The organism is Streptomyces sp. CA-135486, from assembly GCF_050936555.1.
Lineage (GTDB): Bacteria > Actinomycetota > Actinomycetes > Streptomycetales > Streptomycetaceae > Streptomyces.
Map to the genome: position 1 here is coordinate 3,030,083 of NZ_JBNJMM010000002.1, position 25,295 is coordinate 3,055,377.

Here is a 25,295-nt window from a genome sequence, read left to right on the forward strand (position 1 = left end):
ACGGCTCCTTCAGGCGGCCGCCCTCGGCCCCGCTTCCGGCAGTGGTGCTTGCTCATGGAGTGCGTTGCGATAGGCCGCCAATCGGCCCGTCCGGCCGATGGTCAGGGCTCCGATCAGCCTCCCCGCCCGGTGGTAGCTCATCTCCAGGCGGCGTCCCGCCAGGTCGTGTTCGACGACCCGTGCCTCGTCCGCGGCGGCGGGCAGGCCCACCGAGCGGATTCTGGCGCCGTGCAGGTCCGACCAGAAGGACGGAACACCGGCGAACGGCTCAGGTGCGTCCGGAGCGAGCAGCGTGTGTGCGGCGGTGGTGCCCTGCTCCACGGCGTTGGTCCAGTGGCCGAGAGCCAGCCGCTCCCCATCGGCCAGCCGGTGCGGCACCCGGGCGACGTCACCCGCGGCGACCACACCGGGTACGACCGAGCCGTCGGCGCGCAGGGCCCGCAGATACCGGTCGCAATGGACACCGCCGTCGAGGGCCAGGCCGGAGCCGGCCAGCCAGCCGGTCGAGGGGACCGCGCCGAGCGCCAGCACCGCCGTATCGACAGGGAGGCCGGAGCCGTCGGAGAGCCGGACACCGGTGAGCCGGCCGTCGGCCGCGGCGTGGAAGTCCGTGACCGTGGTGCCGGTCCGCAGATCGATGCCCGCCTCGCGGTGCAGTGCGGCGATGTACGCGCCCGCCGTGGCGCCGATGGCCCGTTCCAGGGGCTGGGCGGCGGCTTCGACCAGCGTGACATCGAGCCCGCGAGCGCGGGCGGCGGCCGCGATCTCGCCGCCGAGGAAGCCCGCACCGATGACGACGAGCCGCCGTCCCGGCACGAGTGCCGCCCGCAGGGCGAGCGCGTCGTCCCAGCCCCGGAGCGTCATCACACCGCGAGGCGGCGCGGGCAGGCCGGCCGGCCTGCCGCGGGCGGCCGATCCCGTGGCGATGAGCAGTCCGTCGTACGCAATGAGGGCGCCGTCAGCGAGGGTGACCGTCCTCGTTTCCGGATTGAGGCCGACCGCCGCCCGGCCGAGCTGCCATCGGGCCTCCAGCCCTTCAGGCAGCGGCAGTTCGGTGCCGGCGGGCCGGCCTTCCGAGGTCAGCACCTGCTTCGACAGCGGCGGCCGGTCGTAGGGGAGATGCGGTTCGTCGCCGACGATGGTCAGGCTCCCGGCGAAACCCTCGGCGCGCAGCACCTCGGCCGCCCGCAGTCCGGCGAGCGAGGCGCCCACGATCACCAGTTTGCGGCGGTCGTTGTCCGTCACGGCGCGGCCGGAGAGACAGTGATCGCGCGTACGGGGCAGACGGCCGCGGCCTTCTCGACCCGGTCGCGCGACGCGTGGGAGGGGGCGGCGTCATAGACGAGGTACTCGTCGTCGTCGAAGGAGAAGATCTCGGGCGCCGCGAAAACGCACTGCCCGTGGCTCTCGCAGAGATTCATGTCCACGGTGATCTGCATGGCTGGCTCCGTTGCGGGTCAGGGTTCGTCCCCGGCCGCGAGTCCCGGAGGACGGCGCGGCCGGGGGCGGGGGGGTGGGGGTACGGCTGCGCGTGTCAGCCGACCGGAGGGTTGAAGCGCGAGTAGCCGGGGTCCGTCCAACGCAGGGGCGATGCCGCGGAGATCTCGCGCACGGCTTCGACGGAGAACTCGACCAGCCGCTGCGCGCCCGGGACCCGGGCGATCTCATCCGCGTCCCACACGGTCCGTGCGGTGCCGGACAGATGAAGGGCGGAGCCTGTCTCCCAGTCCGGGACCAGGATTCCTGCGGCCGGGTTGAGCAGCAGATTGCCGAGGGTCAGGAACATGGCGTTCCCGATGTAGTCGGGCCAGCGCAGCAGGGTCGGGGACAGGACCCGTACGAAGCCTGGGTTGCCGCCGCGGTGCGAGGCGTCCGCGTCGCCGCGGTCGGAGGCCGTGGCGATGAAGAAAGTGTCCGCCGTGCTCACTGCCAGCTGCTGGGCGGTGGTGAGCGCGGCGCCGCTGGTGACGGTGCGGGCCGCGGCCGAGGCCGCGTTCTCGCTTGCCGCGATGGTGCGGTAGTCCCGCTTCTGCAGGTACTTGGGGCAGTTGGAGATGACCTGGTCGAGGTTGACGCGCAGGCCGTCGCCGTCCCGGTGGGCCCGGCCGTTGATCCGCATCCGGCGCCGGGTGGCGGGCTCGATGGCGATCATTCCGATACGGGCCGGCCCACCCGTGCCGGTACCCCCGGCGGGCGACGCCACGCCCAGGGTTTCGGCGAGCGGGTCCTCCGGCAGGGGGAGAACGTCGATGGCGAGGGTGCGGGGGTCGGGCACCCGGAGAAACCCGGGTGCCCCCGTCAGCTGGGTGGCCCAGACGCGGCCCGTGGTGTCGGCGCCGCCCAATACGATCATCGGCTGTTCGGCAAGGAACTCCTCCGCCACGGGCGGGACGGTCTCGCCGATGCCGCCGCGCGAGTAGCTCGCCTGGGTGGCGAGGCCGGCACGCTCCTGTACCGCCATTTCGCCGCTGTGATACGTGGCCACGGCATGTCCTTTCCGGGCTTGCTTTCCGAACTGTGCGATGCGACCGATGGGGCGGCCCGGGCTGCCTAGAAGAAGCCGCAGGTGGGCGCGCCGGTGGTCGGGGCATCGGCCGGGTCGGCCCCGGTGGGCGCGTAGATCTCCAGCCGGGTGCCGTCGGGGTCGGCGAAGAAGATGCCGCCGGAGGCGCCGTTCTCGCCGTGCGGGACGACGCCCTGGTAGTTGAACTCGGCGCCGAGCTCGCGCAGCACCTCTTCGGTGGCCCTGACCTCTTCGATGGTGTCCACCTGGAAGGACAGGTGGTGCAGGCCGGGCCGGTCGGTGGCGAAGGCGCCCTCGCTCTGCTGCCAGAGCGTCACGAGCAGCCGACTGCCGCGGCCGAGGAAGGCCCAGCGGCGGTCGTCATCCTTGCCCTCCGCCATCACTTCGAAGTCGAAGACCTCGCGGTAGAAGGCGAGCGAGCGATCCAGGTCGGTGACGTTCAGTCCGACGTGACCGGTCTGCAGGTTCTTCGCCTTGCTCATGGTCAATCACATGCCTTCGATCAGGGGCTACGAGTCGTTCCCGTAACCGGTGAAACTGAATTTAGTGGTTAATCGGCCGGACCGTCAACCGCTGATCAAGAAATGACCGGTTATCGTGGTGGTTGTGATCCCGCCTGCCGTGCGAAGGAAGGACCTGAACCGTGCCGTCACCCACCGAGGCCGACCCCCGACCACTGACCGGTGAGCCCCTTGCCGTCGACCTGCTCAACACCCGCTGGATCGACGGAGAGGGCCGCCACGACCTGTTGGATTCCCTCGACGGACTGGCCGTATGGCTGGGCAGCCCGTTGGTGCGCCAGGCCCTCGGCGACGCCGGCCCCGTGCCGGCCGACCGCGACACGCTGGAGCAACTCCTTCAGGCCCGCTCCGCTCTCGACGAGGTCATCGCGAACCCGGCGCGGCCGACCGCAGGCGCTGTGGCGGCTGTCAACGCGGTACTCGCGCACGGCCGGGTCCGTCATGTGCTGCGCCCCGACGGGCCGGACCTCGTCGTCGAGGTCGACGCCCCGTCCTGGCTGCCCGCCTGGTCGGCGGCCGCGGACTATCTGCGGCTGCTCACCGAACGCCCGGAGCGCATCCGCCCCTGCGCGAACCAGGAGTGCGTCCTGCACTTCTACGACGTGTCCAAGAACGGGACCCGGCGCTGGTGTTCGATGGCCGGCTGCGGCAACCGCGCCAAGGCGCAGCGGCATCACGCTCGCCACCAACAGGGCTGACCTGAGCGGCCCGCCGGACCGCGACGGCGGTGGGCACGGCGGCGACCGGCCACGGCACGGCGAAGGGCCCGGGCCTCGGCGAAAGCCGAGACCCGGGCCCTTCGATCTTTTCGACTGAGGGCGCGCGTCAGTCCTGTGCCGGAGCGTCGATGTGGTACTCGACGCCTTCCGTGCCACGGTCCCTCAGCTCGGCACGGCGGATCTTGCCCGAGGTGGTGCGCGGCAGGGACGGGATGAACTCCAGGACCCTGACCCACTTCTCGGGCGGCAACTCGGCGCGCACCCGCTCCAGGATCCGCTGCGCGGTCCCTGGCCCCGCAGGGTGCTCCGGCGCGTTGACCACATACGCCTTGGGCGCCCACAGGCCGACCGGATCGGGCACCGGAACGACCGCGGCGTCGGCCACCGCCGCATCACGCAACAGCACATCCTCCAGCTCGCGTGGCGAGATGCGGTGGTCGAACGCCTTGAACATGTCGTCGGCGCGGGCCAGATACGTGAGAGCGCCGTCGGGGGTGCGGATCGCGAGATCGCCGGTGTGGTAGTAGCCGCCCGCCAGCGCCTTCGCCGTACGGTGCTCGTCGCCGACGTAGCCCCGCATCAGACCGAGTGGAGGATCGGTCAGATCCAGGCAGATCTCTCCCGGCTTGCCCTCAGGGACCTCCTGGCCCGTCTCCGGGTCGAGCAGCACCACCCTGTGGCCGGGCAGCGGGAAGCCCATGCTGCCGGGAACGGGGGTGCGGCCGGGCGGGTTGCCGATCTGACCCGTGGTCTCGGTCTGTCCGTACCCGTCGCGCAGATCGACACCCCAGTCCCGCGCGACCAGTTCGATCAGTGACGGCTCCAGGGGCTCGCCGGCCGCGACGGCCTCTCTGAGGGCGGGCGGCCGGGGCCCGAGACCGTGTGCCGCCAGGCCGCGCCAGACCGTCGGGGGTGCGCAGAAGGAAGAGATCTTCCGGCTGTGGAGGATGTCCAGGACGTCCGCCGGGGTGCTGCGCGAGGCATCGAGGGCGACGACCGTCGCCTCCGCGTTCCAGGGGACGAAGAACGAGCTCCAGGAGTGCTTCGCCCAGCCGGGGGCGGATATGTTGAGGTGCACATCGCCCGGCCTGACGCCGTTCCAGTACATGCCGGAGAGATGGCCGACCGGATAGCTGACGTGGGTGTGCTCCACCATCTTGGGCTTCGACGTCGTACCCGAGGTGAAGTAGCGGAACAGCGGGTCGTCCGCGCGCGTCGGGCCGTCGGGGGTGAAGGCGGTGGCGGCGCCCGTGGACAGCTCGTACGGCAGCCAGCCCTCGGTCTCGCCGCCCACACTGATGCCGGACCACTGGCGGGGTTCCTCGCCCTGGACCTCCTCGAACCGGCCGGTCAGCTCCGCCTCGGCGACGACGTACCGTACGCCTCCCCGGCTCAGCCGGTCCGCCAGCTCCGCCGGGGTCGCCGTCGTGTAGGTGGGGATGACGATCAGGCCGAGCTTGATGGCGGCGAGCATCGTCTCCCACACCTCCGCCCGGTTGCCGAGCATCAGCAGCAACGGGTCGCCGCGGCGCACCCCGAGAGTACGCAGCCAGTTGGCGACCTGCGCGGACCGCCGGGCCAGCGCATCGAAGGTCAGCAGCCGGTCGGTGGCCGGACCACCGTCACCGACGATGCGCAGGGCGGTCCCGTCGTGCCGGGCGGCCACGGTGTCGAACCAGTCGAGGGCCCAGTTGAACTCCGCCGGACGCGGCCAGCGGAACTCCGCGGTCGCCTTGGCGAGATCGGCCCGGTGGAGCAACAGGACGTCCCTGGCTGCCAGAAACTCCTCGGTCGCGGACGGCCGGTTCATGCCGCACCTCCCTGGCGGGCCGGGACCACGTCGGGGCCGCCGCCGGCCCCGCTCCGGATGAACACCGGTTCGGCCACCGGGCGCACAGGGCCGCCGTCCCCACTGCCGGCCAGGGTGTCGACCGGACGCAGGGCGTCCGTCGCGATGGCGTCGGCGTCCCGGTAGAAGAGCGTGCTGACGCCGGGACGGCTGCTGCCGACCTGGGTGAACCAGCGGGTGTGCTCGGTCGGGATCCCGATGGCGTACAGATCCTGCTGCGGCACACCTTCCGCGTCCACCACATGGAACGGACTGTCCGTCACCTCGAGGCCGCCGGTGACGTACTCGCTCCCCGCCGGCCCCTCGATCACATACTCGCGGACCATGCCTCCCTCGATGAGCTGACGGGTCAGCGGCGAGGTGTCACGGCGCAGATCCGGGGTGGGGATCCGGGCGTCGATCAGGGTGTGCACCAGCCGCCCGGACCCCGCCACCTGCGGCGAGCTCACCCGGAAGCCACCCGCCGCCTCATCGGCACCGAAGCGGCTCCCGGGGCCCGCCACCTCCACCACGCCCTGCCGGATGAGCGCCCCGAGCTGTTCGACCCGGTACATCGGGGGTCCGGCCGACAGCAGGGCGTTGACCGGCAGGAAGCGGCGGTGGAAGAACCCGGTGTGCGACTCGGGCAGCAGCCCGCCGAAGTCGACCGCCTCACGGACCACATTGCGGATGTCCCGCAGGACATCCAGAGCGGACTTGAGAGGACCGTCCAGAGTGCCGAGCGCGGCCGCCGCCAGATCCTCGTCCATCACCTTGAGCAGGCGCTCGCGGAATTCCTCCGGGGAGTCGAAGCGCTCATCACCGAACGGGCGGGCGAGAGCGTCGAGATCGATGGGCGGTACGTCGGCCAGCCCCGCCCCGGCGAGCAGCGGTCGGCGGTCCTGCCCGGCACGCAGCGCGGCGGCGTGCGCCTCGGCGAAGGCGTCCGCGACCGCTGGCCCCTGGGCGATCCTGACATGTGTGACGTAGTAGATGTGCTCGACTTCGTGGAGCAGCAGGGGCAGTACGTCCTCGGCGAAGTCCAGCTGTCCGGTGCCGCCCCCGGCACGGCGTGCGGCGCGTGCGGTGAGCAGTGCGTCGCGGGTGAGGAACAGGGCCTTGTGGCTGAAGGAAGGCTCCTTCTGGTTGCGGCCCCGGGCCGGGATCGGCAGTCCGCTGCGCGAACCGGCGACGATCCTCGGTTCCCGGCCGCTGGGCCGGTACGCCAGCGTGCCGTCCGCACGGATGTGGAAATCGCCGCCGCGGCCCACGGTCAGCGAGAGCATTACGTCGTAGAAGGAGAGCCCGATGCCCCGGATTCCCACCGCGCTGCCGGCCGGGATCGCCTCCTCCCCGAGCGGCATGTCGGCCGCCGAGTCGCCGCACAGATAGCGGGTGCCCGGCGTGCGCGCCGCGAAGTCGAGCATCTCGCGCTCGAAGTCGTCCGGGGCGTTGAACGGATGGCCGGTGGCAAGGACGACCCGGTCGGCCTCCAGCAGATGCGGGGCAGTGTCGAGGCTGAGCAGATAGCCGCTGTCCGCGCCGGTACGCAGCGCGGTCACCCGGCCGGTCACGGGCACGAGTTCGACATGGTCCGGCAGACTGCGGACGATGGTCCGGTGGACATCGGCGAGATACTGGCCGTACCGGACGCGCGGCGCGTAGTCGTCGGGGCCCAGCGGCTCCTCGCCCAGCCGGGCGCGCTCGGCGATCCACTGGCCGAGCGAGGGACCGGCACCGGGGCGGGCGGGACCGCCGTCGGGGTCGCCCGAGTACATCGTCACCTGGCTGACGACCGTGTTCATGGTGAACCAGTCGTCCTGGTCGGTGCGCCACACCCGGCCTGCGCCGACCTCTGTCGCGTCGATGAGATGGATCCGCACCGGCCGCGGCGAGCTGCCGTCGGCCGTCCCTTCGGCCTCGGCGGTCGCCCGGACGGCGAGCCGCTCCAGGACGGAGATGCCACGCGGGCCGCTGCCGATGATGGCGATGACGAGTGGACGCGTATCGGATATGTGTCCGGGCACAGGAGCTTCCTAGGTGGTGTGGAGGAACGCCGGGAGGCGGGAGGGGCGCGGGAACGGAGCGGGAACACGCGAGAAGGCGGGCGTACGCCGCAGGCGAAGTCACATGGACAGCGCGGCGCTGCCGCCGTGCTCACCGTTCTCGGTCAGGGCGGCCCGGTCGAAGGCCTCCTGAGTGTGCGACAGCATGCCGAGCAGGTCGTCGGCCCTGAGCCGGTCGCGGCCCGGCGCGGGCGAGGCACGGATCGGCATCGCACCGGTGGCGTGCCACTGCAGGCTGCCGCGCGCATCGATATAGCTGCGCGAGCGCTGGGCGTTGTCGGCGTGGAGACAGTACGGAACGTCGAGGATCCCGCGGCGGAAGGCCTCGGTCAGCGCACGGCCGGTGTCCGAGTGGATCTCCAGGACCGCCTCGACGAGCGCCCGGGCCTCGGCCAGGACTCCGTACTCCTCGCCGGCGACGGCACTTCGCCCTCGATGCGCGGCCGCGGCCAGCGTGGCTTCCTCCAGGGCATGGATGTTGTCCTGGATGGTGGGGATCCGGTGCGCCTCCGCCGGGGTCTTCACGATCATGCGCTCGGTTCCGGTGAGCGCGGCCAGCCGCGCACTGTCCCGCAGCAGCCTGAGCGCACCGCCGGTGGTCCGTGGGAAGACGCCCATGTAGGTGTAGAGCACCACGTGCCAGTCGAGTCCGGCGAGGTGTTCCCCCGCCAGGGTGCGGAGCGCCAACAGGGCTTCCACGTCCTGGTCATGGTGGGTCTGCTGGGCGTAACTGAGGGAGACGCTGCGCAGTCCGTGTTGCCGGAAGAAGATCCCCTCCAGTACGGAGAGGGCGACGAGCAGGCTCGGGGGGCAGAGCTGACCGAGCATGCAGCCGCCGAAGCTCTCCAGGTGTGTGCCCGGGCGGGAGGCCAGCAGTTCGCAGCTGCGCGCCCAGGCGTCGACCGATTCCCGGATGGGAGTCCTGCTGTACGGGAGGCAGTACGAGACAGGGCCGCCCTCGGTGGCGTCGAGCCCGGCGTCCAGCAGCGCACGGATGATGCCGAGCGGATTGGCCGAGCCGTGCCGTACCTGGACCGCGAAGCCGTCCTTCACGAGCCCGGAGACGAGGTCGCGGGTGGTGTCGGCGCCGTGGGCGACGATGGGGTAGCCGTTCAGGTCGGTGCCCTCGGCCAGCGCGAGCCGGGCGGACTCGTTGTCGCCGACGCGGGTGTAGCTGTCGATGGTGAGGGTGCCGACCGAGCGGGCGCGGGCCTGTTTGACGGCATGCAGCCCGTCACGCATGCGCGGGAGGTCGGCGAAGCCCATACGGGGTTGTACGACCAGCTCCCCGGCCCGGCCGGCGGCGGCGACCGCGGACGCGAACGAGCCCAGCGGGACCACCGCGGTCATCGGGCACCCGATGCCGCGATGGCGGGTGCGGAGGCCTGGGCGAGGTACTGGCGGAACTCCGCGACTCCCGCGGCGTCCTCGAAGACCGCGTCGAACCCGGCGGCAAGTAACTCCGGCCCGTAGGTGCCCGCTTCGGCGCCCCGTACGCCCAGCTTGCCGCCGATGACGATGCGCAGATCGCGCAGGTCCGCCTGCTCACGCAGGCGACGGACGGCCCGGGCCCCGTCGAGTGCGCCATGACCGTTGACACTGCTGATGACGACCAGCTCGGGCCGGACCCGCCGGCACTCCTCGATGAGCAGCTCGTCGGGCACGCACGACCCGACGTTGGTCACCTCATGGCCCATCTCCTCCAGCAGGAGCTGAAGAAAGACGAGGTTCCAGGTGTGGGAGTCGGAGGAGACGCTCGAGACGAGCACACGGTGGCCGCGGCGTTCCGCGGCGCCCTCGGCGTTGTTCCGTTCCGGAGCGTCCTGCCGGCGGCTGTGGAGGGTCTGGACGTGGTACGTGGACAAGACACGGCTCTTTCGGTCGGCGCGGTGCGCGGGTGACGGCATGGCGGAGGGACGGGACGCCGACTGAGGCGTGGCCGTCATGGGGATGGAGGTGGAGGACCGGGGCGGGGCGGCCGGTCAGGGCGTGAGGACCGCCCCGTCCCGACCGGTCAGGGGGCGGCGGTGACGCCGACGGGGCGGACCGGCTTCTGCGGGGTGCGGGCGGCGGCCGGGCGGGTGCGGATGGCGAGAACAGTGCACCCGGTGCGGCTCGACATCTGGTGCTCGGTGCCCGGTCCCTCGACGACAAGGTCGCCCTTGACGTAGGAGATTCCGTCGCTGTGGTCGAGGACCCCGTCCAGGACCAGCATCAGCTCGTAGCCGAGGTGCTCGTGGAAGTCACCGTGCGCGCCCGGGGGGAAGCGCAGCAGCAGACCGACCGAGTCCTCGTCCTTGGACTCGTCCGGTGCCCACAGAACGTGGTGCTCCACTCCCACCCGCCCGGGCTCGGCCCACGTCACCCAGTCCAGGTTGTCGAGTTCGAACCCGCTGCGAAACGCGTTCGGGATGTAAGCAATGTCGGACACTGATTTGCCTCTCGTCTGCCGACGTGTCGAGCTCCGACCAACCCGCCGGTTAATTCTTTATTTGCCATGAGAAGGCTATGCCGACCGGATAGGCGCAGTTGTGCGCATCCACCGATGGTGGGTATCAATGTTTCCGATGGGGGCAGGCCCCGTTCTGCGCCGAATGTAAAAAGGAGAAGGCAGGCCGGCCGGAAAGCGGCTGATCCGCTCTCCGTCCCGCCTGCCTTCTCCGCCGGTCATGGCGCCGACCCGGTCAGACCATTTGGCTCACCTTTTCCCGGCCGACCCGGGTCGCCACGTCGCACACCGCGGAGACCGCCGACATCGCGAGCTCGCGTCCGGCCCACAGGGCCCGTACACCGAGCCGGACGCGGGGCAGCCCCGGCAGCACCGCGAGGCCACTGCCACCTTCGGCCCCGACCGACTCGGAGGGGAGCATCGCGATGCCGTAGCCGGCGCGCGCGAGTTCCCTGGCACCACCCATGGAGCCGGCCTCGATGACCGCCGGTTCGATGCCGTACGCCTCACGCAGGGCGGTGACCAGGACCTGGTGCGACGCACAGTCGGGATCGACCGCGAGCACCCGGACCGGGGCGAGCGCAGCCGCCAGATCGGATGCCTCGACAAGGGCCGCCGAGCCGACCGGCACCACCTCGAGGTCCGGCAGCTCCTCGACCGCGATCCCGGCGCCGGAGAGCTCGCCCGAGGCGAAGTCGCCGTGCACCAGGGCCAGATCCACCTCGCCGGCGCGCACCGCCTCCTGGGCGCGGCTGATCGCCAGCTGTCGCGGGGACACCTGGACCTTGGGGTACCGGTAGCGGCAGTCGCGTATCAGCGGACCGATCCGGGTCTCCAGCAGGAGTGCTGAGGCGCCGACCGTGGTACGACCCTCCGTCTCGCCCGATGGATTAAGGGCGGTGGCCATCTCGTCAACAATGTGAAATATTCGTTGCGCGTATTCTTGAAAAATTTCTCCCGAGGCAGTCAGGCGAACTCCGTGTGGTAACCGCTGCACCAGCTGCATGCCCACTCGGGACTCCAGCGCTCGAATGTGCGACGTCACGCTGGATTGCGCGTAGCCAAGGCTGCGAGCGGCCTTGGTGAAGCTTCCCAGTCGGGCCACTTCGCGAAAGGTTCTGAGTTGATAGAGAGCAATATCTAACGTCACGTTCTCCCCCAAGAAACACGGATCCGCTTTCATCCTGGGTAATTTCGGCGGCGGATTCAGACGTCCGCGACCGGTGCCCAGGGATCGGTCACCCCCGACATCGACGGCTCCCTCCCCAAGGGGCCTCTGTCGGACCGCTGCCAGACTAACGGGGCTGAAAGCGGTATTGCGTTAGGTTGTTGATCCTGCCATAAGGCCCGCTCCCGCGACAAGCCCCGACCGCACCCGCCCATGTCCGCCCAAACCACCGTCCCTGCCCAACCGGATGAGGATCGAGATGTCTTCCGATGCCCGGACTCCGGCGCCCGCCGATGTCCCTCCGCTCCACGGTGAGCCCCTGCCGCTCGAGTTCGCCAACACCGTCTTTCCCGTACGAGGTGTGCTCCGGGACGGTCTCGGTACCCCCGAACAGCTCGCGTGGTGGCTGGGTGCCTGCCGCAGCCGGCTGGCCACCCAGCTGCCGGACAGTGCCCTGCACGCCCTTGACGCCTCAGATGTCCAGTGCTTCGTGATGCTCCGTGATACGGCCCGTCGATTGATCGATGCCTATGTCCACCAGCGAGTGCCCGACGTCTGGGACGTGGCCCAGGTCAACCGGGTGTCGAGCACGGGCAGGCCGTGGCCGCTGCTGCGCTGGAGCGAGGACGGGCGGCCCGCCTCCCTGCAGATATGTACCGCCTCACCCGTCGTGGCGGTTCAGGCCGAGATCGTGCACGCCCTGATCGGGTTGCTCGCCGGCACGTCGGGCACGGAGCCCCGGGCCTGCCAGGCGCCGGGCTGTGTCTTCTTCTTCGACCACGCGCGCTCCCGGCGTGAGTGGTGTTCGACCGGCTGCGGCAACCGGGCCCGGGTCGCCCGCCACTACGCCCGTCGTCACCGCACGCATTAGAGAGCCCCCTGTCATCTCTCTAACGCATCAACCTTGATTCAGCATTAGACAAAGATGACCGCTCCATGAATCCGACCCCCTGCGCCGGGCTCATCGGACTTTCCGATCGCTGTCATCTGCGAACCCATCGGTGACAGGCCACGGCGGCGCAATACGTTCCTTGGCGAGAACGTACCGCCGTGGCGCCAACTCCCGTCGCTGAGTGTCGCCATGGCCCCGACAGACAGGGATCACTTCATGTTCCGCACAGCACGTCAGGGCAGCACCGCACTGCGATATGCCGTGGCCACCGTGGCCCTGGCCTCCCTCGCCACCCTGGCCCCCGCCCAGGCCATGGCCGTCGAGGAGCCGGCCCCCTATCCCGACTCGAGCGCCCTCGACACCGCGCGGGGCGCCAACGACCACGTCCTGTACTGGAACACCGCACTCATGGATGTGTTCCGCCACAAGGGCGGCACGCCGGGGCCGCTCAGCCGCGGCGGGGCGATGATGGACCTGGCCATATACGACGCCGTCAACTCCATCCGCACCATCGGCAAGCCGTACCTGACCAAGGACACCACGGCCGCCGGCCACCACGGCGCGCTCAACACGGCGATCGACTACGCGGCCTACACCGCGCTCAAGGACGCCTTCCCCCACTACCCGGCCGCGGACCTCGACGCGAAGCTCAATACGGCGCTCGCCCTGCCCAACCACGGGAGTGAGGCAGAGCGCGAGCGCGGCCACGCCCTCGGCGTCAAGACCGCCCAGGCGATCATCGCCAACCGCGCCGACGACGGCTCCGCCGACGCCACTCCGTATGTGGTGACCAACGCTCCCGGCCACTGGCGGCCCGCCGAGGGCAAGCCCGCGGGCGCTCCCAACTGGGGCAAGGTCAAGCCCTTCGCCCTGACCTCCGGCTCGCAGTTCCGGCCCGGCAACATCGGTGGCTTCGCCACCCCGCAGGAGCTCCTGAAGAGCCCCGAGTACGCGAAGCAGGTCAACGAGATCAAGCGGATCGGCGGCAGGGACTCCACCGCGCGTACCGCCGAGCAGACGCAGATCGCGCACTACTGGGCCAATGACCTGGACGGCACCTACAAGCCCGTCGGCCAGCAGTACGACCACACCGCGACAATCTTCCGCAAGTACCGGCCGAACGGCACCTCTTACCAGAGCGCCAAGCTCTTCGCCCTGACGTCGGTGGCCCTCGCGGACGCCGCGATCGCCATCTGGGACTCCAAGTACCTGACGGACTGGGACGTCTGGCGGCCCGCGGACGCCATCACTCGTGCCGATGAGGCCCCCAACCCGGGCATCGTCGCGGACCCGACCTGGCGGCCGGAGGAGCAGGACGTCGCGGGCAACAGCTTCAGCCCCAACTTCCCGACGTACGTCTCCGGTCACTCCGGCGTCGCCGGCGCCTGGGCGGGCATCGTCCGTCACTACTTCGGCACCGACAACCTGTCCTTCACGGCCGGCACCGACGACCCGCTGGCCAAGGGTGTCACGCGCTCCTTCACCAGCCTGAGCGGCGCCGCCAAGGAGAAGGCCGACAGCCGTAAGTACATCGGTGTGCACTTCGAGTGGGACAACCAGGCCGCGCTCACCCTGGGCTACAAGGTCTCCGACCAGGTCGCCGCGACCATCCTGAACTGACCCGGGAGGGCGGACCCGGGAGCACTCCCGGGCGGCCGGCCCCCGGACATCTCTCCGGGGGCGGGCCGCCTACGGGCAGGGCGCGGCCGCCGGCCCGGCCCGTGGCCCCTCTTTCGGAGCGGCCGGACGGGGCCTAGCCGTCCTCGCGCGTGCGACGGCTGTGCCGGGCGACCCGCACCCGGTTTCCGCAGCCCACCGTGCACCATTCGCGGCGGGCGTGGCTCTTGACGAAGTACAGGATGCAGCCGGGCGCGGCACACGCCCGGATCCGGCCCGCCTGCTCCCCGGAGAACAAGGACACCGCGGCCGCCGCGACCTCCCCGAGCGCCACCCGCCGCGGGTCGCTCTCAAACCAACGCGGGACGGCGTCGAAGGACGGACCGGGCGCGAGTTCCTGCCACTGGGCGGCCAGCCGGGCCGCCGCGTTCACCACCACGGTCAGCGCCGGCTCCGGAGCCCGGCCCGAGGTCCGGGCGGCAGCCAGTTCCCGCAGCGTGTGACGGAGCTCCAGAAACGCCTCGACATGGGCCTCTTCGGCCCGCCCCGAGCGGTCGAGGGCCCGTGCCACCGCGGGACTGAACTGCTCCCGGTGGGCAGCGAGCCACCGGTCGAGATCCTCAGGTCCGGTGAGCGCGTCCATCAGGTGACCGCGCACCCCGCCCTTGATGTACGTGGTGTTCACCAGCTCCAGCGGCAGGGGCTCGCCGGTCAGCGGGGACTGCTCGACGGCCGGCCGGCCCCGCTCCTGGTTCGTGCTGTCGTCCATTGCTCCATCCTGCCGTTCCCAATGACCCTGCATGCAACTAATGCTTCAGGATATGCTCCACGCATTAGTGTAGTCTCACTGGAAGGAACCCCCGTGTCCGATTCCCCGGTCACCGGACTCACCCCCTCACGGCGCTTCGCCGCCGCGCTGGCAGGCAGGGCCCCGGCCCGTGCGGCGAAGTCCGCCATCTCGGTCGCCACCCTCGGTGGGGTGGTGGCGCTGGTCCTCCTGGTCGTCATCGGCGTGCTGATCGACCAGACCGTGCTCATCCCGCCGCTCGCCGCGAGCGCCGCGCTCGTCTTCGCCGCCCCGGCCCTCCCGCTGGCCCAGCCGCGTAGCGTCATCGGCGGCCAGCTCATCTCCGCCGTCGTCGGTTTCGTCGCGCTGGCGGTCGGCGGCAGTTCGACCTGGACCGCCGCGGTCGCCGGCGGTCTTGCCATCGGTGCGATGGCCATGGCACGAGCGCCGCACTCGCCCGCCGCCGCGACCGCGGTCATCGTGGTCCTCACCCAGCCGTCGACGGCTAGCTTCCTGCTTCTCCTGCTGCTGGCCACGCTGGTCCTGGTCGGTGTGGGAATCGTCTCCGGACGCAGCGGCAAGACCGCCCGCTACCCCACCTACTGGTGGTAAGCCCCGCTGATGACCAGCCGATACGGGCAACTGCTCTTCACCCCACAGGTCCAGCGGCACCAGGAGAGCCGCGGCAGCCGCCGCAACTACGCGAACATGACCGCGGGACCTGCCGAAGCCGACCCGCTCACCCCGGACGAGGCATCGTTCGCCGCCACCAGGACCAGCTTCTATCTGGCGAGTACGAGCTCCACGGGCTGGCCCTACGTACAGCACCGAGGGGGTCCGCCAGGCTTTCTCCAGGCACTTGACGACAGAACCCTGGCCTTCGCCGACTACCGGGGGAACAAGCAGTACATCACCACCGGAAACCTCGACTCCGACGGCAGGGTGGCGCTGCTGCTGATGGACTATCCGTCCAGAACACGGCTGAAGATCCTGGGCCGGGCCCGCACGGCCGGGGTGGAGGAGTGGCCGGAGTCGGCCGGTGCCCTGCTGCCGGGCGACTACCGGGCAGCGGTCGAGCGGATCGTCCTCATCGATGTCGAGGCATACGACTGGAACTGCCCCCAGCACATCGAGCCCCGGTACACCGCGGCCGAGCTGGAGGAAGCGCTCGGCCCGCTGCGGGAGCGCATGGCCGAACTGGAACGCGAGAACGCCCGGTTGAGAGAGCAACCGCGCCGGCCCAGGCCGGCGCGGGGGCTGAGCGCCCAGCCGTAGGACCGTCGGCTCTGCCGGCCGGCCGCGGTGCGCATTCCGGGACCCGACCGACCAACGAACCGAGGAACCTCCATGAGACGCACCCTCAGATCTCCACGCAGATACAGATATCCGTCCTGGCTGTCCTCTCTCTCCACCGGCTATCACCGCCGGGAGACAGCCGCGCTCCGGGTGAGTGTCGGCGTGCTGTATCTGTGGTTCGGGGCTCTGAAGTTCTTTCCCTCGCTGAGCCCCGCACAGGATATCGCCACGCTCGTGATGAGAGTGATCACGTTCGACATGGTGCCGACGCACGTGTCGCAGCCGTGTCTGGCTCTCATGGAGGTCCTCGTCGGGATCGGGCTGATCACCGGAAGGCTGCTGCCCCTGACACTGGCGGTCTTCTTCGTCCATATGGCAGGCGTGTTCGCCACACTGGTGATCGTGCCCGGCCAGGTGTGGCGGTACCCGCTCGTCCCTTCCATGGAGGGGCAGTACATCATCAAGAACCTGGTCCTGGTGGCCGCGTGCCTGTCCGTCGCCACGGCGGCCGTCCGCGGCGACCGGGAACCGGGGAGCGGAAGACCACGGGACGAGCTGTCGGCGGACCCCGCCGCCGTACCGGTCAGCCCATCGTCGTACTGTCCGTCGTGCCTGACGGCTGCCGGTGGGCCGGCCACGCGGTCAGAGCCGTCGCCGGCCGGGCACGCGAGCGGACATCCGGCTGCTGGAAGATACGGGTCGGACGTGCCTTTACGGTCCTCACACTGAGATACAACTTCCCTGCCTCCGCGGCCACTTGCGGACCGGCTGGTCAAGGTCCGTCAGTTTGGACCGACGGGCGCCTGCCGTTGGCCGGCTGCCCATCGGGGGGCTCGTGGTCGCAGTGCGTGACCGTTCGAGATGCGGGCGTGTCGTGGCGCTGGTTCGCTGAGGGAGTCCGCTCTTCCCAACGTCCAAGGAGTGACGATGAGCGTTGCAGGTGAACCCGGTGGCCGCGCGCAGCAGATGCGTCGGAAGGCCCAGGAGCTGACGGAAGCCGCGGAGCGCGCCAACGACCCGCAGGAACGTCAGCGGCTCCAGGACAAGGCGCGGAAGCTGCGGGAGCAGAGCGAGCAGGAGAGCAGCATGCGCAGTGGGGACATGCTCCCGGAGTAGCTGCCTGCTTCACGTACGCGGCTGATGGTCTGTGCTCATGCCAGGCCATCAGCCGCTGCTTTTGTACGGTGGTGGCTCGGGAGCCGGCACGTTTGAGCCGTCGGCCAGTGGTTACCCGTGCGGTCGACGGTATCGATCACCCCGGCGAACCGTGGGCCGGATCCTGCCCACCGCCGACGTACTGCTACGGCTGCGAGAGGGAGCCCGACCCCGTCCCTCCAGCACGAGAGAGCCGAGGAGACATGGTTGCGGAACGCCCGACTGCCGACGAGTCGTACTGGATGGCCACCGCCCCGGGAACCGCCCGTCCGCCGCTCGGTGGAGATCTGACCGTGGACGTCGCCGTCGTCGGGGGAGGCATCGCCGGTCTGTGCACCGCCTGGGAACTGGTCCGGGCGGGCCTGGACGTCGTCGTCCTGGAGGCCGACCGGATCGCCGCGGGGGTGAGCGGGTACACCACCGCCAAGCTGACCGCTCTGCACGGTCTGGCGTACGCCCGCCTGGAGGCCGAGCACGGTGCCGACGCCGCCGCGTTGTACGCGCGCTCGCAGCAGGACGCGGTCGACCGCACGGCGGCCCTCTGCGCCGACCTGGACATCGACGCCGAGCTGGAGCGCACCCCCGCCTATACGTACGTAACGGATCCGCAGCGGGCCGACGAGGTCAGGGCCGAGGCGGAGGCCGCCCGGCGGGCAGGGCTCGACGCGTCCTTCGTGACCGAGACCGAGCTTCCCTTCCCGGTGGCCGGCGCGGTGCGGGTGGCGGGGCAACTCCAGTTCCACCCGAGGAAGTTCCTGCTCGCTCTGGCCGACAAGATCACCGGCGCGGGCGGACGCATCCACGAGCGCACCCGTGTCACCGGCCTCCGCGACGGCGCTCACTGCCGTCTGCCGACGGAGAACGGCGCGGTGGTCGAGGCACGTGACGCCGTCATCGCGACGCACTATCCGGTCTTCGACCGCACGCTGCTCTTCACCCGGCTGAAGCCGCGTCGCGAACTGGTGATCGCTGCGCCGGTGCCGGCCGACGCCGCCCCGACAGGCATGTATCTGAGCCCGGAGGACCGGGTCCGGTCCCTGCGCAGTGCGCCGTACGACGACGGACGGCGGCTGCTGATCGTGACGGGTGAATCGTTCGAGCCGGGGGCAGGCCGGATACGGGAACGGTTCGCCCGCCTCGAGGCCTGGGCGTGCGAGCGGCTGCCGGGGTACGCGGCGGCGGAGCGGGCCTATCAGTGGTCGGCGCAGGACAATGACTCGAGCGACCATCTGCCGTACATCGGCCATGCCCACCCGGGTAGCCAACACGTCTATGCCGCAACCGGATTCGGCGGCTGGGGCATGAGCAACGGTGTACTGGCCGGGCGCCTGCTCGCGGCCCACATCGCGGGTGGACCCCGGCCTGCCTGGACCGACTTGTACGATCCGCGAAGGCTGCCCGCGATGCGGGAAACAGGGGAACTGGCCAGGTTTCAGACGGCGGTTGCCCAGCACTTCGTCGGCGACCGTCTGCACACCAGCCATGTCGACTCGGTGCAGGACATCCCACGGGGCAGTGGAGCGGTCGTTCGGCTCGAAGGGAAGCGGCTTGCCGTGTACCGCGACGAGTCGGGGCATGTCGAGGCGTTGTCCGCGCGCTGTACGCACCTCGGCTGCCTGGTGCACTTCAACGATCTCGACCGGGTCTGGGAATGCCCGTGCCACGGCTCCCGCTTCGCCACGGACGGTTCGGTGCTGCACGGCCCGGCCACCCGTCCGCTTGAGCGACGCGAAGCTCCGGGAGACGAGACGTAGGACCGCGGGCACGCGCCGATCGGGACTCAGCCGGGCGCCGCAGCCACACGAAAGGACGTGAATCACATGCGAGTTGCATTTCTCGTGGCCCCTGAGGGCGTCGAACAGGTCGAGCTGACCGAGCCCTGGCAGGCCGTCGTCGATGCGGGCGGCGAGCCGGAACTGATCTCGACGAGGTCCGGCCGCGTACAGGCTTTCAAGCATCTCGACAAGGCCGACTCCTTCACCGTCGACCGGACCGTCGCCGGGAGCAGCGCCGAGGACTACGACGGGCTGGTGCTTCCCGGAGGCGTCGCCAATCCTGACGCGCTGCGCATGGACGAGAAGGCCGTCGCATTCGTCGGGCGCTTCTTCGAGATCGCCAAGCCGGTGGCGGCGATCTGCCACGCCCCGTGGACGTTGGTGGAGGCGGATGTGGTGCGCGGCAGGACGCTGACCTCATGGCCCAGCCTTCAAACCGATATCCGCAATGCGGGCGGCACTTGGGTCGACGAGGAGGTCGAAGTCTGCCGTGCCGCCCCCGCGACCCTGATCACGAGCCGCAAGCCCGCCGATCTGAAGGCGTTCTGCTCGACGTTCATCCCGGAGTTCGGTAACTGATTGTTGCGCTATGTGTCCGTTTGCGTACTCAGGGCAACAGGCGCAAGGTGGTTACGCCGATCAACCCCAATCACGGAAGGAACCGTCATGGGTAAGGCGAAGGCGAAGGCCAAGCAGGCCAAGGGCAAGATGAAGGAAGCCACTGGCAAGGCCATGGGCGACCGGAGCATGCAGGCGGAGGGCCGCGGCGAGCAGATTGCGGGCAAGGCCCACGAGACCGCTGAGCGGGCCGCCGAGCGGATGCAGAGGCCGACCGGTCGGTAGGCGTCACGCACGGTCACCAGGGCGGGCTGCGCACGGGGCATGCGTCCCGGGTGCGGCCCGCCTCCGCCGTCGGCCCCCGCCCTCGGCCTCATCCGGCGAACGGGTGGATCGGGCGGGAGGCGTCGCTCCACCGCCGCGCCGCCGAAGCCGCACTCAGGGCACCGGCCGGTCCTCGCGCAGCGCTGGTTGGAGCCTGCTCACCAGATCGAAGAAGTCGGCCTCGTTCCCCGCCAGACCGGCGGCGCGCAGCGCTTCGTCCGCCTCGGCGATCGGGGCGGCGAGCAGCGGCAGGGGAAGGGGAGGGTGCTCCGGATCGTCGAGGACGGCCCGGGTGGTCTGCAGCAGGCGTACGTAGGCCTGCGCCGCGGCGAGCTCGGGATCGGTCATATCGCTTTCCCCCTTGGAAAGGTGTCGGACCGTCAAGCATCTCGCGCGGCACTGACAACGGCGCTCTACGGCGTGGTCACCGGTGCGTCTGCCGGCAGCTGAGCAGCGTCGTTGCCTCGACGGCCGTGCCGTCCCAGTCGCCGTGCCGCACCACCTCCGCGCCGCCCGGCTCGGCGCAGACCGCATCCAGACCGACCATGTACGGCGGCCGCGCCGGTTCAGGGCACGATCTCCAGTGGGTCGTACTCGTGCCGCCGGTCGCCCACCCACTCGATCCAGGTCGGGTCGTCGAGGAGTGCGGCGGAGTCGGGCAGCCCGGCCCGGCGGAGGAAGTCCATCAGGTCGTTGTCGGAGTGGGCGAGGCCCATGATCTGGTCGCGCACGGTCACCCGACGGCCACCCGACGGGGAGATCCGGTGCACGACGATCGGCGGGAATGCGGACATGCCTCCAGCGTCTCTCCAGAAGGGCCCGGAGTCATCTGCTGCGGCCCCGGCAGGGCCCTCGGCGCTCTGAGCCGCTGTTCAGCGAGTGCCCCCGTCGGGAGCTACGAGTCGTGGCGGGATGCGCCCCGCGGTGGCTCCCCTCGCCGCGCTCGTCCTGGCGGTGGACGCGCCCGCGACGGGGCGTCGATCAGCGGCCCAGCGCGCCGCCGCCGTTGATGTGCAGAATCTGGCCCGTGAGGTACGTGGCCTCGGGCGAGGCCACTGGAGGACGGATGCCGCGATCTCCGCGGGCAGGCCCGGCTTGCCCGTCAGGGACCGGGCGACTCGCGAGGCGATGAACTCCGGCGTGGCGCGGTCTCCGTCCGTGTCCGGGACGAAGCCGGGCGCGACGGGTGGAACGGAACGGGTCCACCCTCGCGCCGCCCGCCATCGCGGTCGGGGCCCGTCCGCCGACGGGCCCCGAGCGCGGTGACTGGCGTCGCGCCTCAGACGATCTGGTCCGAGATCTCCGCCTGCTCACGGGCGGAGCCGTACGCCTGCGGTGTGCTGTACGAACGGCGCGCCACGAACCACCACACGGTGGCCAGGACCAGCACCGCGACCAGGGCGATCGAGGCGTAGTTCATCGAGTCGACGGTGACCGGGTTCGACTGCGGCAGGCAGAACAGCACCGTCACAATCGCCACCCACACCACGGCGATCCAGCCGATCGGCTTGCTCCAGCGGCCCAGAGTCCAGGGGCCGGGCTCGAAGCGATTGCCGGCCCGCAGCTTCAGATAGATCGGGATCGCGTACGCGGGCGTGATGCCGATGACATTGATGGCGGTCACCGCGCCGTAGGCCGTCACGGAGTACAGCGAGGGCACGGCCAGCAGACAGGCGAAGACCACCGACAGCCATACCGCGTTGACCGGGGTCTGGGTGCGGCTGCTCACCTTCCGCCACAGCGCCGAGCCGGGCAGCGCGTTGTCACGGCTGAACGCGAACACCATCCGGCTGGCCGCCGCCACCTCGGCGTTGCCGCAGAACAGCTGCGCCACGATCACGACAAGCAGCAGTGCCTTTGCGCCGCCCTCGCCGAGCGCGTCGAGCAGGATCTGGGCCGGCGGCACACCCGTGGCGCTCTCCTGGGTGCCCGCGTAGTCCTGGATGGCGAAGGTCAGCCCCGCGAGCAGGGCGAAACCGGCGATCCAGGAGACCCAGATGGAGCGCACGATGCCGCGGGAGGCCGAGACGGAGGCGTTGGACGTCTCCTCCGACAGATGTGCCGAGGCGTCGTAGCCGGAGAAGGTGTACTGCGCGAGCAGCAGACCGATCGCGGCCACATAGATGGGGCTGTCCCAGCCGGTGCCGTTGACGAACTCGGTGAAGACGAACTCGGGGGACTGGTGGCTGGACGGCACGACGGTCAGCGCGCCGACGATCAGTGCGACGCCTCCCAGGTGCCACCACACGCTGACCGAGTTGAGCAGACTGACCAGGCGGACGCCGAACAGATTCAGTACGGCGTGCAGCAGCAGAATGCCCATGAAAATGATCATGGTGGAGCCGGGCGTGGGATCGAATCCCCACTGAAGATTCAGAAAGGCCCCGGTGAACAGGGCGGCGCCGTAGTCGATACCGGCGATCGCGCCCAGCAGGCCCAGGAGATTGAGCCAGCCGGTGTACCAGCCCCACTTGCGGCCGCCGAGTCGGTCGGCCATGTAGTACAGCGCGCCGGATGTCGGGTACGCGCTCGTGACCTCGGCCAGCGCCATGCCCACGCACAGGACGAACAGACCGACACCCGCCCAGCCCCAGAGCATCACCGCCGGGCCGCCGGTGTTCAGGCCGAAGCCGTACAGCGTCATGCAGCCGGACAGGATCGAGATGACGGAGAAGCTGATGGCGAAGTTGCCGAAGCCTCCCATACGGCGCGCCAGAACCGGCTGATAGCCGAGTTCCCGCAGTCGCTCCTCCTCGTCCTTGGGTGGCGGAGTCTGGTCCGGACTCGGCCACTTGGGCGGGGATATGGACATCGAAGTACCTCCGGGGGAAGGGAGATGCGCTGAGCGGACAGGGACGGACAAGGCGCTGGTACTCGAACGTGCTGGGGCAGGGAGAGCGGGGACGAGCCTCAGGGGTCGGGGACCGCGTCGCGCGCGGCGGCGAGGCAGCGGCTGCGGGCGCGGAGGAACACCTCTTCCGCAAGACCGGGATTGCCCGGGCTGTGCGTGCGGTACGCCCACGGTGGCGTGGTGTAGTACGGGCCGAGCGCCGCGAACACCCGGGCCGCGTCGGTGAATCGATGCGCGCCCCACAGTGCGTGCGCCAGATGGTTGAGATCCAGCAGAGAGCTCCCGGCCGGGTCCACGAGGTCGAACCAGAAGTGCAGCGCGCGCTCGGCGTCCCGGGCCGCGTCCTCCGTCACCCAGTGCAGATCCAGCGCCTTCTCATGGCCCTTCTCGCGGCGGTAGCGCTCCACCCGGACATAGAGGGGGAGGACCCGCAGCGCCGAGCCGCCCGGAGCCGAAGATGACGCCCACTGCGCATAGTTGACCGCTTCCGACAGATGGCCGCCGGACCTGCGCGCGTATACGAACTGGAGCATCCGGTGGTACGCCTCGCGATTGTACGGATCGCGCTTGTCGGCCTCCGCCAGCAGACCCCAGGGGCCGGGGAACAGCATCGGACCCGGCGGCGCCACCCGGTGCTCGTCCATCCGTTGCTTCTCGTCGAGCTGGGCCAGCGCCAGCAGACACACCCACGGGACCGGGTCCGAGGGAGCCTGGTGCGCGGCGATCCGGCAGGCCTCCCACGCCTCGTGCCACAGCTCCTGAGTGCGTCGGTGCCCCTCGCGGTGGGCGCGCAGCACACGCTCCACCGAGACCCGGCAGTGCATCACGGTCGCGGCGAGGGAGCGGGGTTCCTCGGCGCGCCAGGCCTGTACGGCGTCCGATCCCGCGGCCACCGCCGCGAGCACCTGGGTGCGCTGGGTCCACAGTGCCCAGTCGGAGGTGGCGGTCAGAAGATTCCGCATCGACATCCAGCGGCCAGTGCGTAACTCCTGCATGGCGGCCCGGAGTTCACTGTCATGACCCGCCGGGTGGTACACCGGTCGGAAATCGTCGTGGGACATCAGTCCGGTCGCGTTGTGGTTGTCATGAACCCTCTTGTTACGGCAGGGGCGAGTGGGGCTGCGCTTTGCGGTGATCTTACTCAACCATGGTGTAGCAACAAGGTGTTGATTATGTGTCAGATACATGAAGGTGTCGGTCGGTGAGGGTGACTCTTGACGGCGGACGCGCCCTGCACCACGCTTCTTTCCGTCAATGATCAAGGTTCCTTACTATGGAAGAGCGAGGTGGCCGATGACGGGCCCGGTGCTTGCCGTCGACCAGGGCACCTCCGGTACGAAAGCGCTGGTCATCTGCCCCGAACGGGGGGTGATCGGGACCGGCTCCGCGCCGGTGAGCCCCCGCTACGGCTCCGGCGGGAGCGTGGAGGTCGACCCCGCGGCGCTCCTCACCTCGGTCATCGACGCGGGACGCCGGGCGATCGCCGACGCCGGAGAGCCCGTCGCCGCCATGGGCCTCGCCAACCAGGGCGAGACGGTGCTCGCATGGGACCCCGCCAGCGGCGAACCGCTGACCGACGCGATCGTCTGGCAGGACCGGCGGGCCGAGCCGCTCTGCGCCGAACTCGCCCAGCACGCAGATGACTTGACGCGGCTGACCGGTCTGCCACTCGACCCGTACTTCGCCGCGCCCAAGATGGCGTGGATCCGCCGCGAGCTCACCCGGGAGGGTGTGGTCACCACCAGCGACGCCTGGCTGATCCACCGCCTGACCGGTGCGTTCGTCACCGACGCCGCGACGGCCGGGCGCACCCAGCTCCTCGACCTCGACCGGGTGGCCTGGTCGCCCGAGGCGCTCGGCATCTACGGCCTCGCCGACGAGCGGATGCCGGAGGTCGTCGACGCGGACGGCCCGGTCGGCATCACCACCGCCTTCGGCGCCCCCGTACCCCTGACCGGGCTCCTCGTCGACCAGCAGGCCGCGCTGCTCGCCCAGAGCGTCACCGAACCCGGCACCGCCAAATGCACCTACGGCACCGGGGCCTTCCTGCTCGCGCAGACCGGGCCGCACCCACGCCGTACGAGCAGCGGCCTGGTCAGCTGCGTCGCCTGGCGGCTCGGCGGGCGCACCAGCTACTGCCTCGACGGACAGGTCTACACGGCAGCCTCGGCCGTGCGCTGGCTCACCGGTCTCGGAGTGATCTCGGGCGCCGCCGATCTGGACCCGGTCGGCTCGGCCGTGCCCGACAGCGGCGGCGTCACCTTCGTACCGGCGCTCGCGGGACTGGCAGCACCCTGGTGGCGCGGAGATCTGCGTGGCTCGCTCACCGGCCTCGGCCTGGACACCGGACCAGGGCACCTGGTGCGCGCGCTGTGCGAAGGCATCGCCGCGCAGGTCGCCGAGCTCACCGACGCGGTCGCCGCCGACCTCGGCGCACCACTCACCGGTCTGCGGGTCGACGGCGGTCTGACCCGCTCGGCGCTGCTGATGCAGACCCAGGCCGACCTTCTCCAACTGCCCGTCGAAGTATCGGCGTTGCCCGATGCCACCGCCCTCGGCGTCGGCGCCGTCGCACGGCTCGGCATGGATCCGGGTCTGACGGCCGAGCAGGCGGTGCCCGCCTGGCAGCCGTCAGCCGTATACGAGCCGCGGATCGGCGCCGCCGAGGCCGCCGAACGACTCGCGGGCTTCCGCCGCGAGGTGGCCGCGCTCCTCGACCGTACGCCGGCGGCCGACGACCGTACGCCCGCGACCGACGGGTAGGG

General features: G+C 70.4%; 27 protein-coding genes and 1 pseudogene. 11 read left to right on the forward strand and 17 right to left on the reverse strand.

Going from position 1 to position 25,295, the window contains the following annotated elements; all coding sequences use genetic code 11:
• Window positions 1-9: 9 nt before the first annotated feature.
• From ACQEVG_RS33445 to ACQEVG_RS33460, 4 genes are all read right to left on the reverse strand, one after another.
• Complete coding sequence (locus tag ACQEVG_RS33445; RefSeq protein ID WP_432990813.1) at window positions 10-1,245, reverse strand: NAD(P)/FAD-dependent oxidoreductase; 1,236 nt, start codon at window positions 1,243-1,245, stop codon at window positions 10-12.
• Entirely contained in the window at window positions 1,242-1,439 is a 198-nt protein-coding gene (locus tag ACQEVG_RS33450; protein WP_432990815.1) for a ferredoxin, read from the reverse strand. Before ACQEVG_RS33450 ends, ACQEVG_RS33445 begins: the two co-directional genes overlap by 4 nt.
• A gap of 95 nt (window positions 1,440-1,534) precedes the next feature.
• Window positions 1,535-2,485 carry a pyridoxamine 5'-phosphate oxidase family protein gene (locus ACQEVG_RS33455; protein ID WP_432990817.1) on the reverse strand — a complete coding sequence of 317 codons (951 nt, stop codon included), beginning with the start codon at window positions 2,483-2,485 and terminating at the stop codon, window positions 1,535-1,537.
• Window positions 2,486-2,550: 65 nt separating this feature from the next.
• On the reverse strand, window positions 2,551-3,006 hold the full coding sequence (locus ACQEVG_RS33460; RefSeq protein ID WP_432990819.1) for a VOC family protein: 456 nt from the start codon (window positions 3,004-3,006) through the stop codon (window positions 2,551-2,553).
• A 161-nt stretch (window positions 3,007-3,167) separates the two neighbouring features.
• On the opposite strand from ACQEVG_RS33460, the gene ACQEVG_RS33465 reads away from it, so the two are divergent.
• Window positions 3,168-3,743, forward strand: a complete 576-nt coding sequence (locus ACQEVG_RS33465) for a CGNR zinc finger domain-containing protein (protein ID WP_432990821.1) — start codon at window positions 3,168-3,170, stop codon at window positions 3,741-3,743.
• Between the two features lie 127 nt (window positions 3,744-3,870).
• Here ACQEVG_RS33465 and ACQEVG_RS33470 read toward each other — a convergent pair whose 3' ends face one another.
• The 7 genes and pseudogenes from ACQEVG_RS33470 to ACQEVG_RS33500 form a co-directional block, all read right to left on the reverse strand.
• Window positions 3,871-5,574, reverse strand: a complete 1,704-nt coding sequence (locus ACQEVG_RS33470; RefSeq protein ID WP_432990823.1) for an AMP-binding protein — start codon at window positions 5,572-5,574, stop codon at window positions 3,871-3,873.
• The gene (locus ACQEVG_RS33475) at window positions 5,571-7,619 is read right to left on the reverse strand and encodes an FAD/NAD(P)-binding protein (protein ID WP_432990825.1); all 2,049 of its coding nucleotides are present in this window, start codon (window positions 7,617-7,619) and stop codon (window positions 5,571-5,573) included. The genes ACQEVG_RS33470 and ACQEVG_RS33475 overlap by 4 nt, the downstream gene beginning before the upstream one ends.
• A 99-nt stretch (window positions 7,620-7,718) precedes the next feature.
• Window positions 7,719-9,008 (reverse strand): methylaspartate mutase, encoded by a 1,290-nt coding sequence (locus ACQEVG_RS33480; protein ID WP_432990827.1) that lies wholly within the window; start codon window positions 9,006-9,008, stop codon window positions 7,719-7,721.
• Complete coding sequence (locus ACQEVG_RS33485) at window positions 9,005-9,523, reverse strand: cobalamin B12-binding domain-containing protein (protein WP_432990829.1); 519 nt, start codon at window positions 9,521-9,523, stop codon at window positions 9,005-9,007. Before ACQEVG_RS33485 ends, ACQEVG_RS33480 begins: the two co-directional genes overlap by 4 nt.
• 149 nt (window positions 9,524-9,672) lie before the next feature.
• Complete coding sequence (locus ACQEVG_RS33490; RefSeq protein WP_432990831.1) at window positions 9,673-10,089, reverse strand: cupin domain-containing protein; 417 nt, start codon at window positions 10,087-10,089, stop codon at window positions 9,673-9,675.
• Between the two features lie 253 nt (window positions 10,090-10,342).
• Window positions 10,343-11,014 (reverse strand): LysR family transcriptional regulator substrate-binding protein, encoded by a 672-nt coding sequence (locus tag ACQEVG_RS33495; protein ID WP_432993081.1) that lies wholly within the window; start codon window positions 11,012-11,014, stop codon window positions 10,343-10,345.
• Between the two features lie 57 nt (window positions 11,015-11,071).
• A pseudogene (locus ACQEVG_RS33500) lies at window positions 11,072-11,290 on the reverse strand (helix-turn-helix domain-containing protein); the annotation flags it as partial.
• A 244-nt stretch (window positions 11,291-11,534) separates the two neighbouring features.
• Between ACQEVG_RS33500 and ACQEVG_RS33505 the strand changes: the two are divergent.
• Window positions 11,535-12,146: a CGNR zinc finger domain-containing protein gene (locus ACQEVG_RS33505; protein WP_432990833.1), complete on the forward strand. Its 612-nt coding sequence runs from the start codon at window positions 11,535-11,537 to the stop codon at window positions 12,144-12,146.
• Between the two features lie 237 nt (window positions 12,147-12,383).
• Complete coding sequence (locus ACQEVG_RS33510) at window positions 12,384-13,787, forward strand: vanadium-dependent haloperoxidase (protein WP_432990835.1); 1,404 nt, start codon at window positions 12,384-12,386, stop codon at window positions 13,785-13,787.
• Window positions 13,788-13,920: 133 nt separating this feature from the next.
• On the opposite strand, the gene ACQEVG_RS33515 is transcribed toward ACQEVG_RS33510, so the two are convergent.
• On the reverse strand, window positions 13,921-14,553 hold the full coding sequence (locus ACQEVG_RS33515) for a CGNR zinc finger domain-containing protein (RefSeq protein ID WP_432990837.1): 633 nt from the start codon (window positions 14,551-14,553) through the stop codon (window positions 13,921-13,923).
• Window positions 14,554-14,646: 93 nt separating this feature from the next.
• Here ACQEVG_RS33515 and ACQEVG_RS33520 point away from each other — a divergent pair, with 93 nt between their 5' ends.
• The 7 genes from ACQEVG_RS33520 (at window position 14,647) to ACQEVG_RS33550 (ending at window position 19,640) form a co-directional block, all read left to right on the forward strand.
• Entirely contained in the window at window positions 14,647-15,183 is a 537-nt protein-coding gene (locus ACQEVG_RS33520; RefSeq protein WP_432990839.1) for an HPP family protein, read from the forward strand.
• Between the two features lie 9 nt (window positions 15,184-15,192).
• Window positions 15,193-15,846: a pyridoxamine 5'-phosphate oxidase family protein gene (locus ACQEVG_RS33525; protein WP_432990841.1), complete on the forward strand. Its 654-nt coding sequence runs from the start codon at window positions 15,193-15,195 to the stop codon at window positions 15,844-15,846.
• A gap of 72 nt (window positions 15,847-15,918) precedes the next feature.
• Complete coding sequence (locus tag ACQEVG_RS33530; RefSeq protein WP_432990843.1) at window positions 15,919-16,596, forward strand: hypothetical protein; 678 nt, start codon at window positions 15,919-15,921, stop codon at window positions 16,594-16,596.
• A 198-nt stretch (window positions 16,597-16,794) separates the two neighbouring features.
• On the forward strand, window positions 16,795-16,983 hold the full coding sequence (locus ACQEVG_RS33535; RefSeq protein ID WP_432990845.1) for a DUF6381 family protein: 189 nt from the start codon (window positions 16,795-16,797) through the stop codon (window positions 16,981-16,983).
• A gap of 242 nt (window positions 16,984-17,225) precedes the next feature.
• On the forward strand, window positions 17,226-18,776 hold the full coding sequence (locus ACQEVG_RS33540) for an FAD-dependent oxidoreductase (protein WP_432990847.1): 1,551 nt from the start codon (window positions 17,226-17,228) through the stop codon (window positions 18,774-18,776).
• Window positions 18,777-18,842: 66 nt separating this feature from the next.
• On the forward strand, window positions 18,843-19,376 hold the full coding sequence (locus ACQEVG_RS33545) for a type 1 glutamine amidotransferase domain-containing protein (RefSeq protein WP_432990849.1): 534 nt from the start codon (window positions 18,843-18,845) through the stop codon (window positions 19,374-19,376).
• An 87-nt stretch (window positions 19,377-19,463) separates the two neighbouring features.
• Window positions 19,464-19,640, forward strand: a complete 177-nt coding sequence (locus tag ACQEVG_RS33550; RefSeq protein ID WP_432990851.1) for a CsbD family protein — start codon at window positions 19,464-19,466, stop codon at window positions 19,638-19,640.
• 153 nt (window positions 19,641-19,793) lie between these two features.
• Here ACQEVG_RS33550 and ACQEVG_RS33555 read toward each other — a convergent pair whose 3' ends face one another.
• From ACQEVG_RS33555 to ACQEVG_RS33575, 5 genes are all read right to left on the reverse strand, one after another.
• Window positions 19,794-20,027, reverse strand: a complete 234-nt coding sequence (locus tag ACQEVG_RS33555; protein ID WP_404727054.1) for a hypothetical protein — start codon at window positions 20,025-20,027, stop codon at window positions 19,794-19,796.
• A gap of 76 nt (window positions 20,028-20,103) precedes the next feature.
• On the reverse strand, window positions 20,104-20,226 hold the full coding sequence (locus tag ACQEVG_RS33560; protein ID WP_432990853.1) for a hypothetical protein: 123 nt from the start codon (window positions 20,224-20,226) through the stop codon (window positions 20,104-20,106).
• Window positions 20,227-20,245: 19 nt separating this feature from the next.
• A complete protein-coding gene (locus ACQEVG_RS33565) occupies window positions 20,246-20,473 on the reverse strand; it encodes a hypothetical protein (protein WP_432990855.1) in 228 nt (75 codons plus the stop codon).
• Window positions 20,474-20,958: 485 nt separating this feature from the next.
• Window positions 20,959-22,491, reverse strand: a complete 1,533-nt coding sequence (locus ACQEVG_RS33570) for an amino acid permease (RefSeq protein ID WP_432990857.1) — start codon at window positions 22,489-22,491, stop codon at window positions 20,959-20,961.
• A gap of 98 nt (window positions 22,492-22,589) precedes the next feature.
• Complete coding sequence (locus ACQEVG_RS33575; protein WP_432990859.1) at window positions 22,590-23,591, reverse strand: hypothetical protein; 1,002 nt, start codon at window positions 23,589-23,591, stop codon at window positions 22,590-22,592.
• A 232-nt stretch (window positions 23,592-23,823) separates the two neighbouring features.
• On the opposite strand from ACQEVG_RS33575, the gene ACQEVG_RS33580 reads away from it, so the two are divergent.
• The gene (locus ACQEVG_RS33580; protein ID WP_432990861.1) at window positions 23,824-25,293 is read left to right on the forward strand and encodes an FGGY family carbohydrate kinase; all 1,470 of its coding nucleotides are present in this window, start codon (window positions 23,824-23,826) and stop codon (window positions 25,291-25,293) included.
• Window positions 25,294-25,295 lie beyond the last annotated feature (2 nt).

Coding starts and splice junctions, on each gene's coding strand:
- ACQEVG_RS33555 (WP_404727054.1), bottom strand. CDS start 20,027: ATGACCGATCCCGAGCTCGCCGCGGCGCAGGCCTACGTACGCCTGCTG.
- ACQEVG_RS33565 (WP_432990855.1), bottom strand. CDS start 20,473: ATGTCCGCATTCCCGCCGATCGTCGTGCACCGGATCTCCCCGTCGGGT.
- ACQEVG_RS33480 (WP_432990827.1), bottom strand. CDS start 9,008: ATGACCGCGGTGGTCCCGCTGGGCTCGTTCGCGTCCGCGGTCGCCGCC.
- ACQEVG_RS33450 (WP_432990815.1), bottom strand. CDS start 1,439: ATGCAGATCACCGTGGACATGAATCTCTGCGAGAGCCACGGGCAGTGC.
- ACQEVG_RS33515 (WP_432990837.1), bottom strand. CDS start 14,553: ATGGACGACAGCACGAACCAGGAGCGGGGCCGGCCGGCCGTCGAGCAG.
- ACQEVG_RS33580 (WP_432990861.1), top strand. CDS start 23,824: ATGACGGGCCCGGTGCTTGCCGTCGACCAGGGCACCTCCGGTACGAAA.
- ACQEVG_RS33540 (WP_432990847.1), top strand. CDS start 17,226: ATGGTTGCGGAACGCCCGACTGCCGACGAGTCGTACTGGATGGCCACC.
- ACQEVG_RS33560 (WP_432990853.1), bottom strand. CDS start 20,226: ATGGTCGGTCTGGATGCGGTCTGCGCCGAGCCGGGCGGCGCGGAGGTG.
- ACQEVG_RS33570 (WP_432990857.1), bottom strand. CDS start 22,491: ATGTCCATATCCCCGCCCAAGTGGCCGAGTCCGGACCAGACTCCGCCA.
- ACQEVG_RS33535 (WP_432990845.1), top strand. CDS start 16,795: ATGAGCGTTGCAGGTGAACCCGGTGGCCGCGCGCAGCAGATGCGTCGG.
- ACQEVG_RS33510 (WP_432990835.1), top strand. CDS start 12,384: ATGTTCCGCACAGCACGTCAGGGCAGCACCGCACTGCGATATGCCGTG.
- ACQEVG_RS33575 (WP_432990859.1), bottom strand. CDS start 23,591: ATGTCCCACGACGATTTCCGACCGGTGTACCACCCGGCGGGTCATGAC.
- ACQEVG_RS33505 (WP_432990833.1), top strand. CDS start 11,535: ATGTCTTCCGATGCCCGGACTCCGGCGCCCGCCGATGTCCCTCCGCTC.
- ACQEVG_RS33550 (WP_432990851.1), top strand. CDS start 19,464: ATGGGTAAGGCGAAGGCGAAGGCCAAGCAGGCCAAGGGCAAGATGAAG.
- ACQEVG_RS33530 (WP_432990843.1), top strand. CDS start 15,919: ATGAGACGCACCCTCAGATCTCCACGCAGATACAGATATCCGTCCTGG.
- ACQEVG_RS33545 (WP_432990849.1), top strand. CDS start 18,843: ATGCGAGTTGCATTTCTCGTGGCCCCTGAGGGCGTCGAACAGGTCGAG.
- ACQEVG_RS33470 (WP_432990823.1), bottom strand. CDS start 5,574: ATGAACCGGCCGTCCGCGACCGAGGAGTTTCTGGCAGCCAGGGACGTC.
- ACQEVG_RS33495 (WP_432993081.1), bottom strand. CDS start 11,014: ATGGCCACCGCCCTTAATCCATCGGGCGAGACGGAGGGTCGTACCACG.
- ACQEVG_RS33460 (WP_432990819.1), bottom strand. CDS start 3,006: ATGAGCAAGGCGAAGAACCTGCAGACCGGTCACGTCGGACTGAACGTC.
- ACQEVG_RS33525 (WP_432990841.1), top strand. CDS start 15,193: ATGACCAGCCGATACGGGCAACTGCTCTTCACCCCACAGGTCCAGCGG.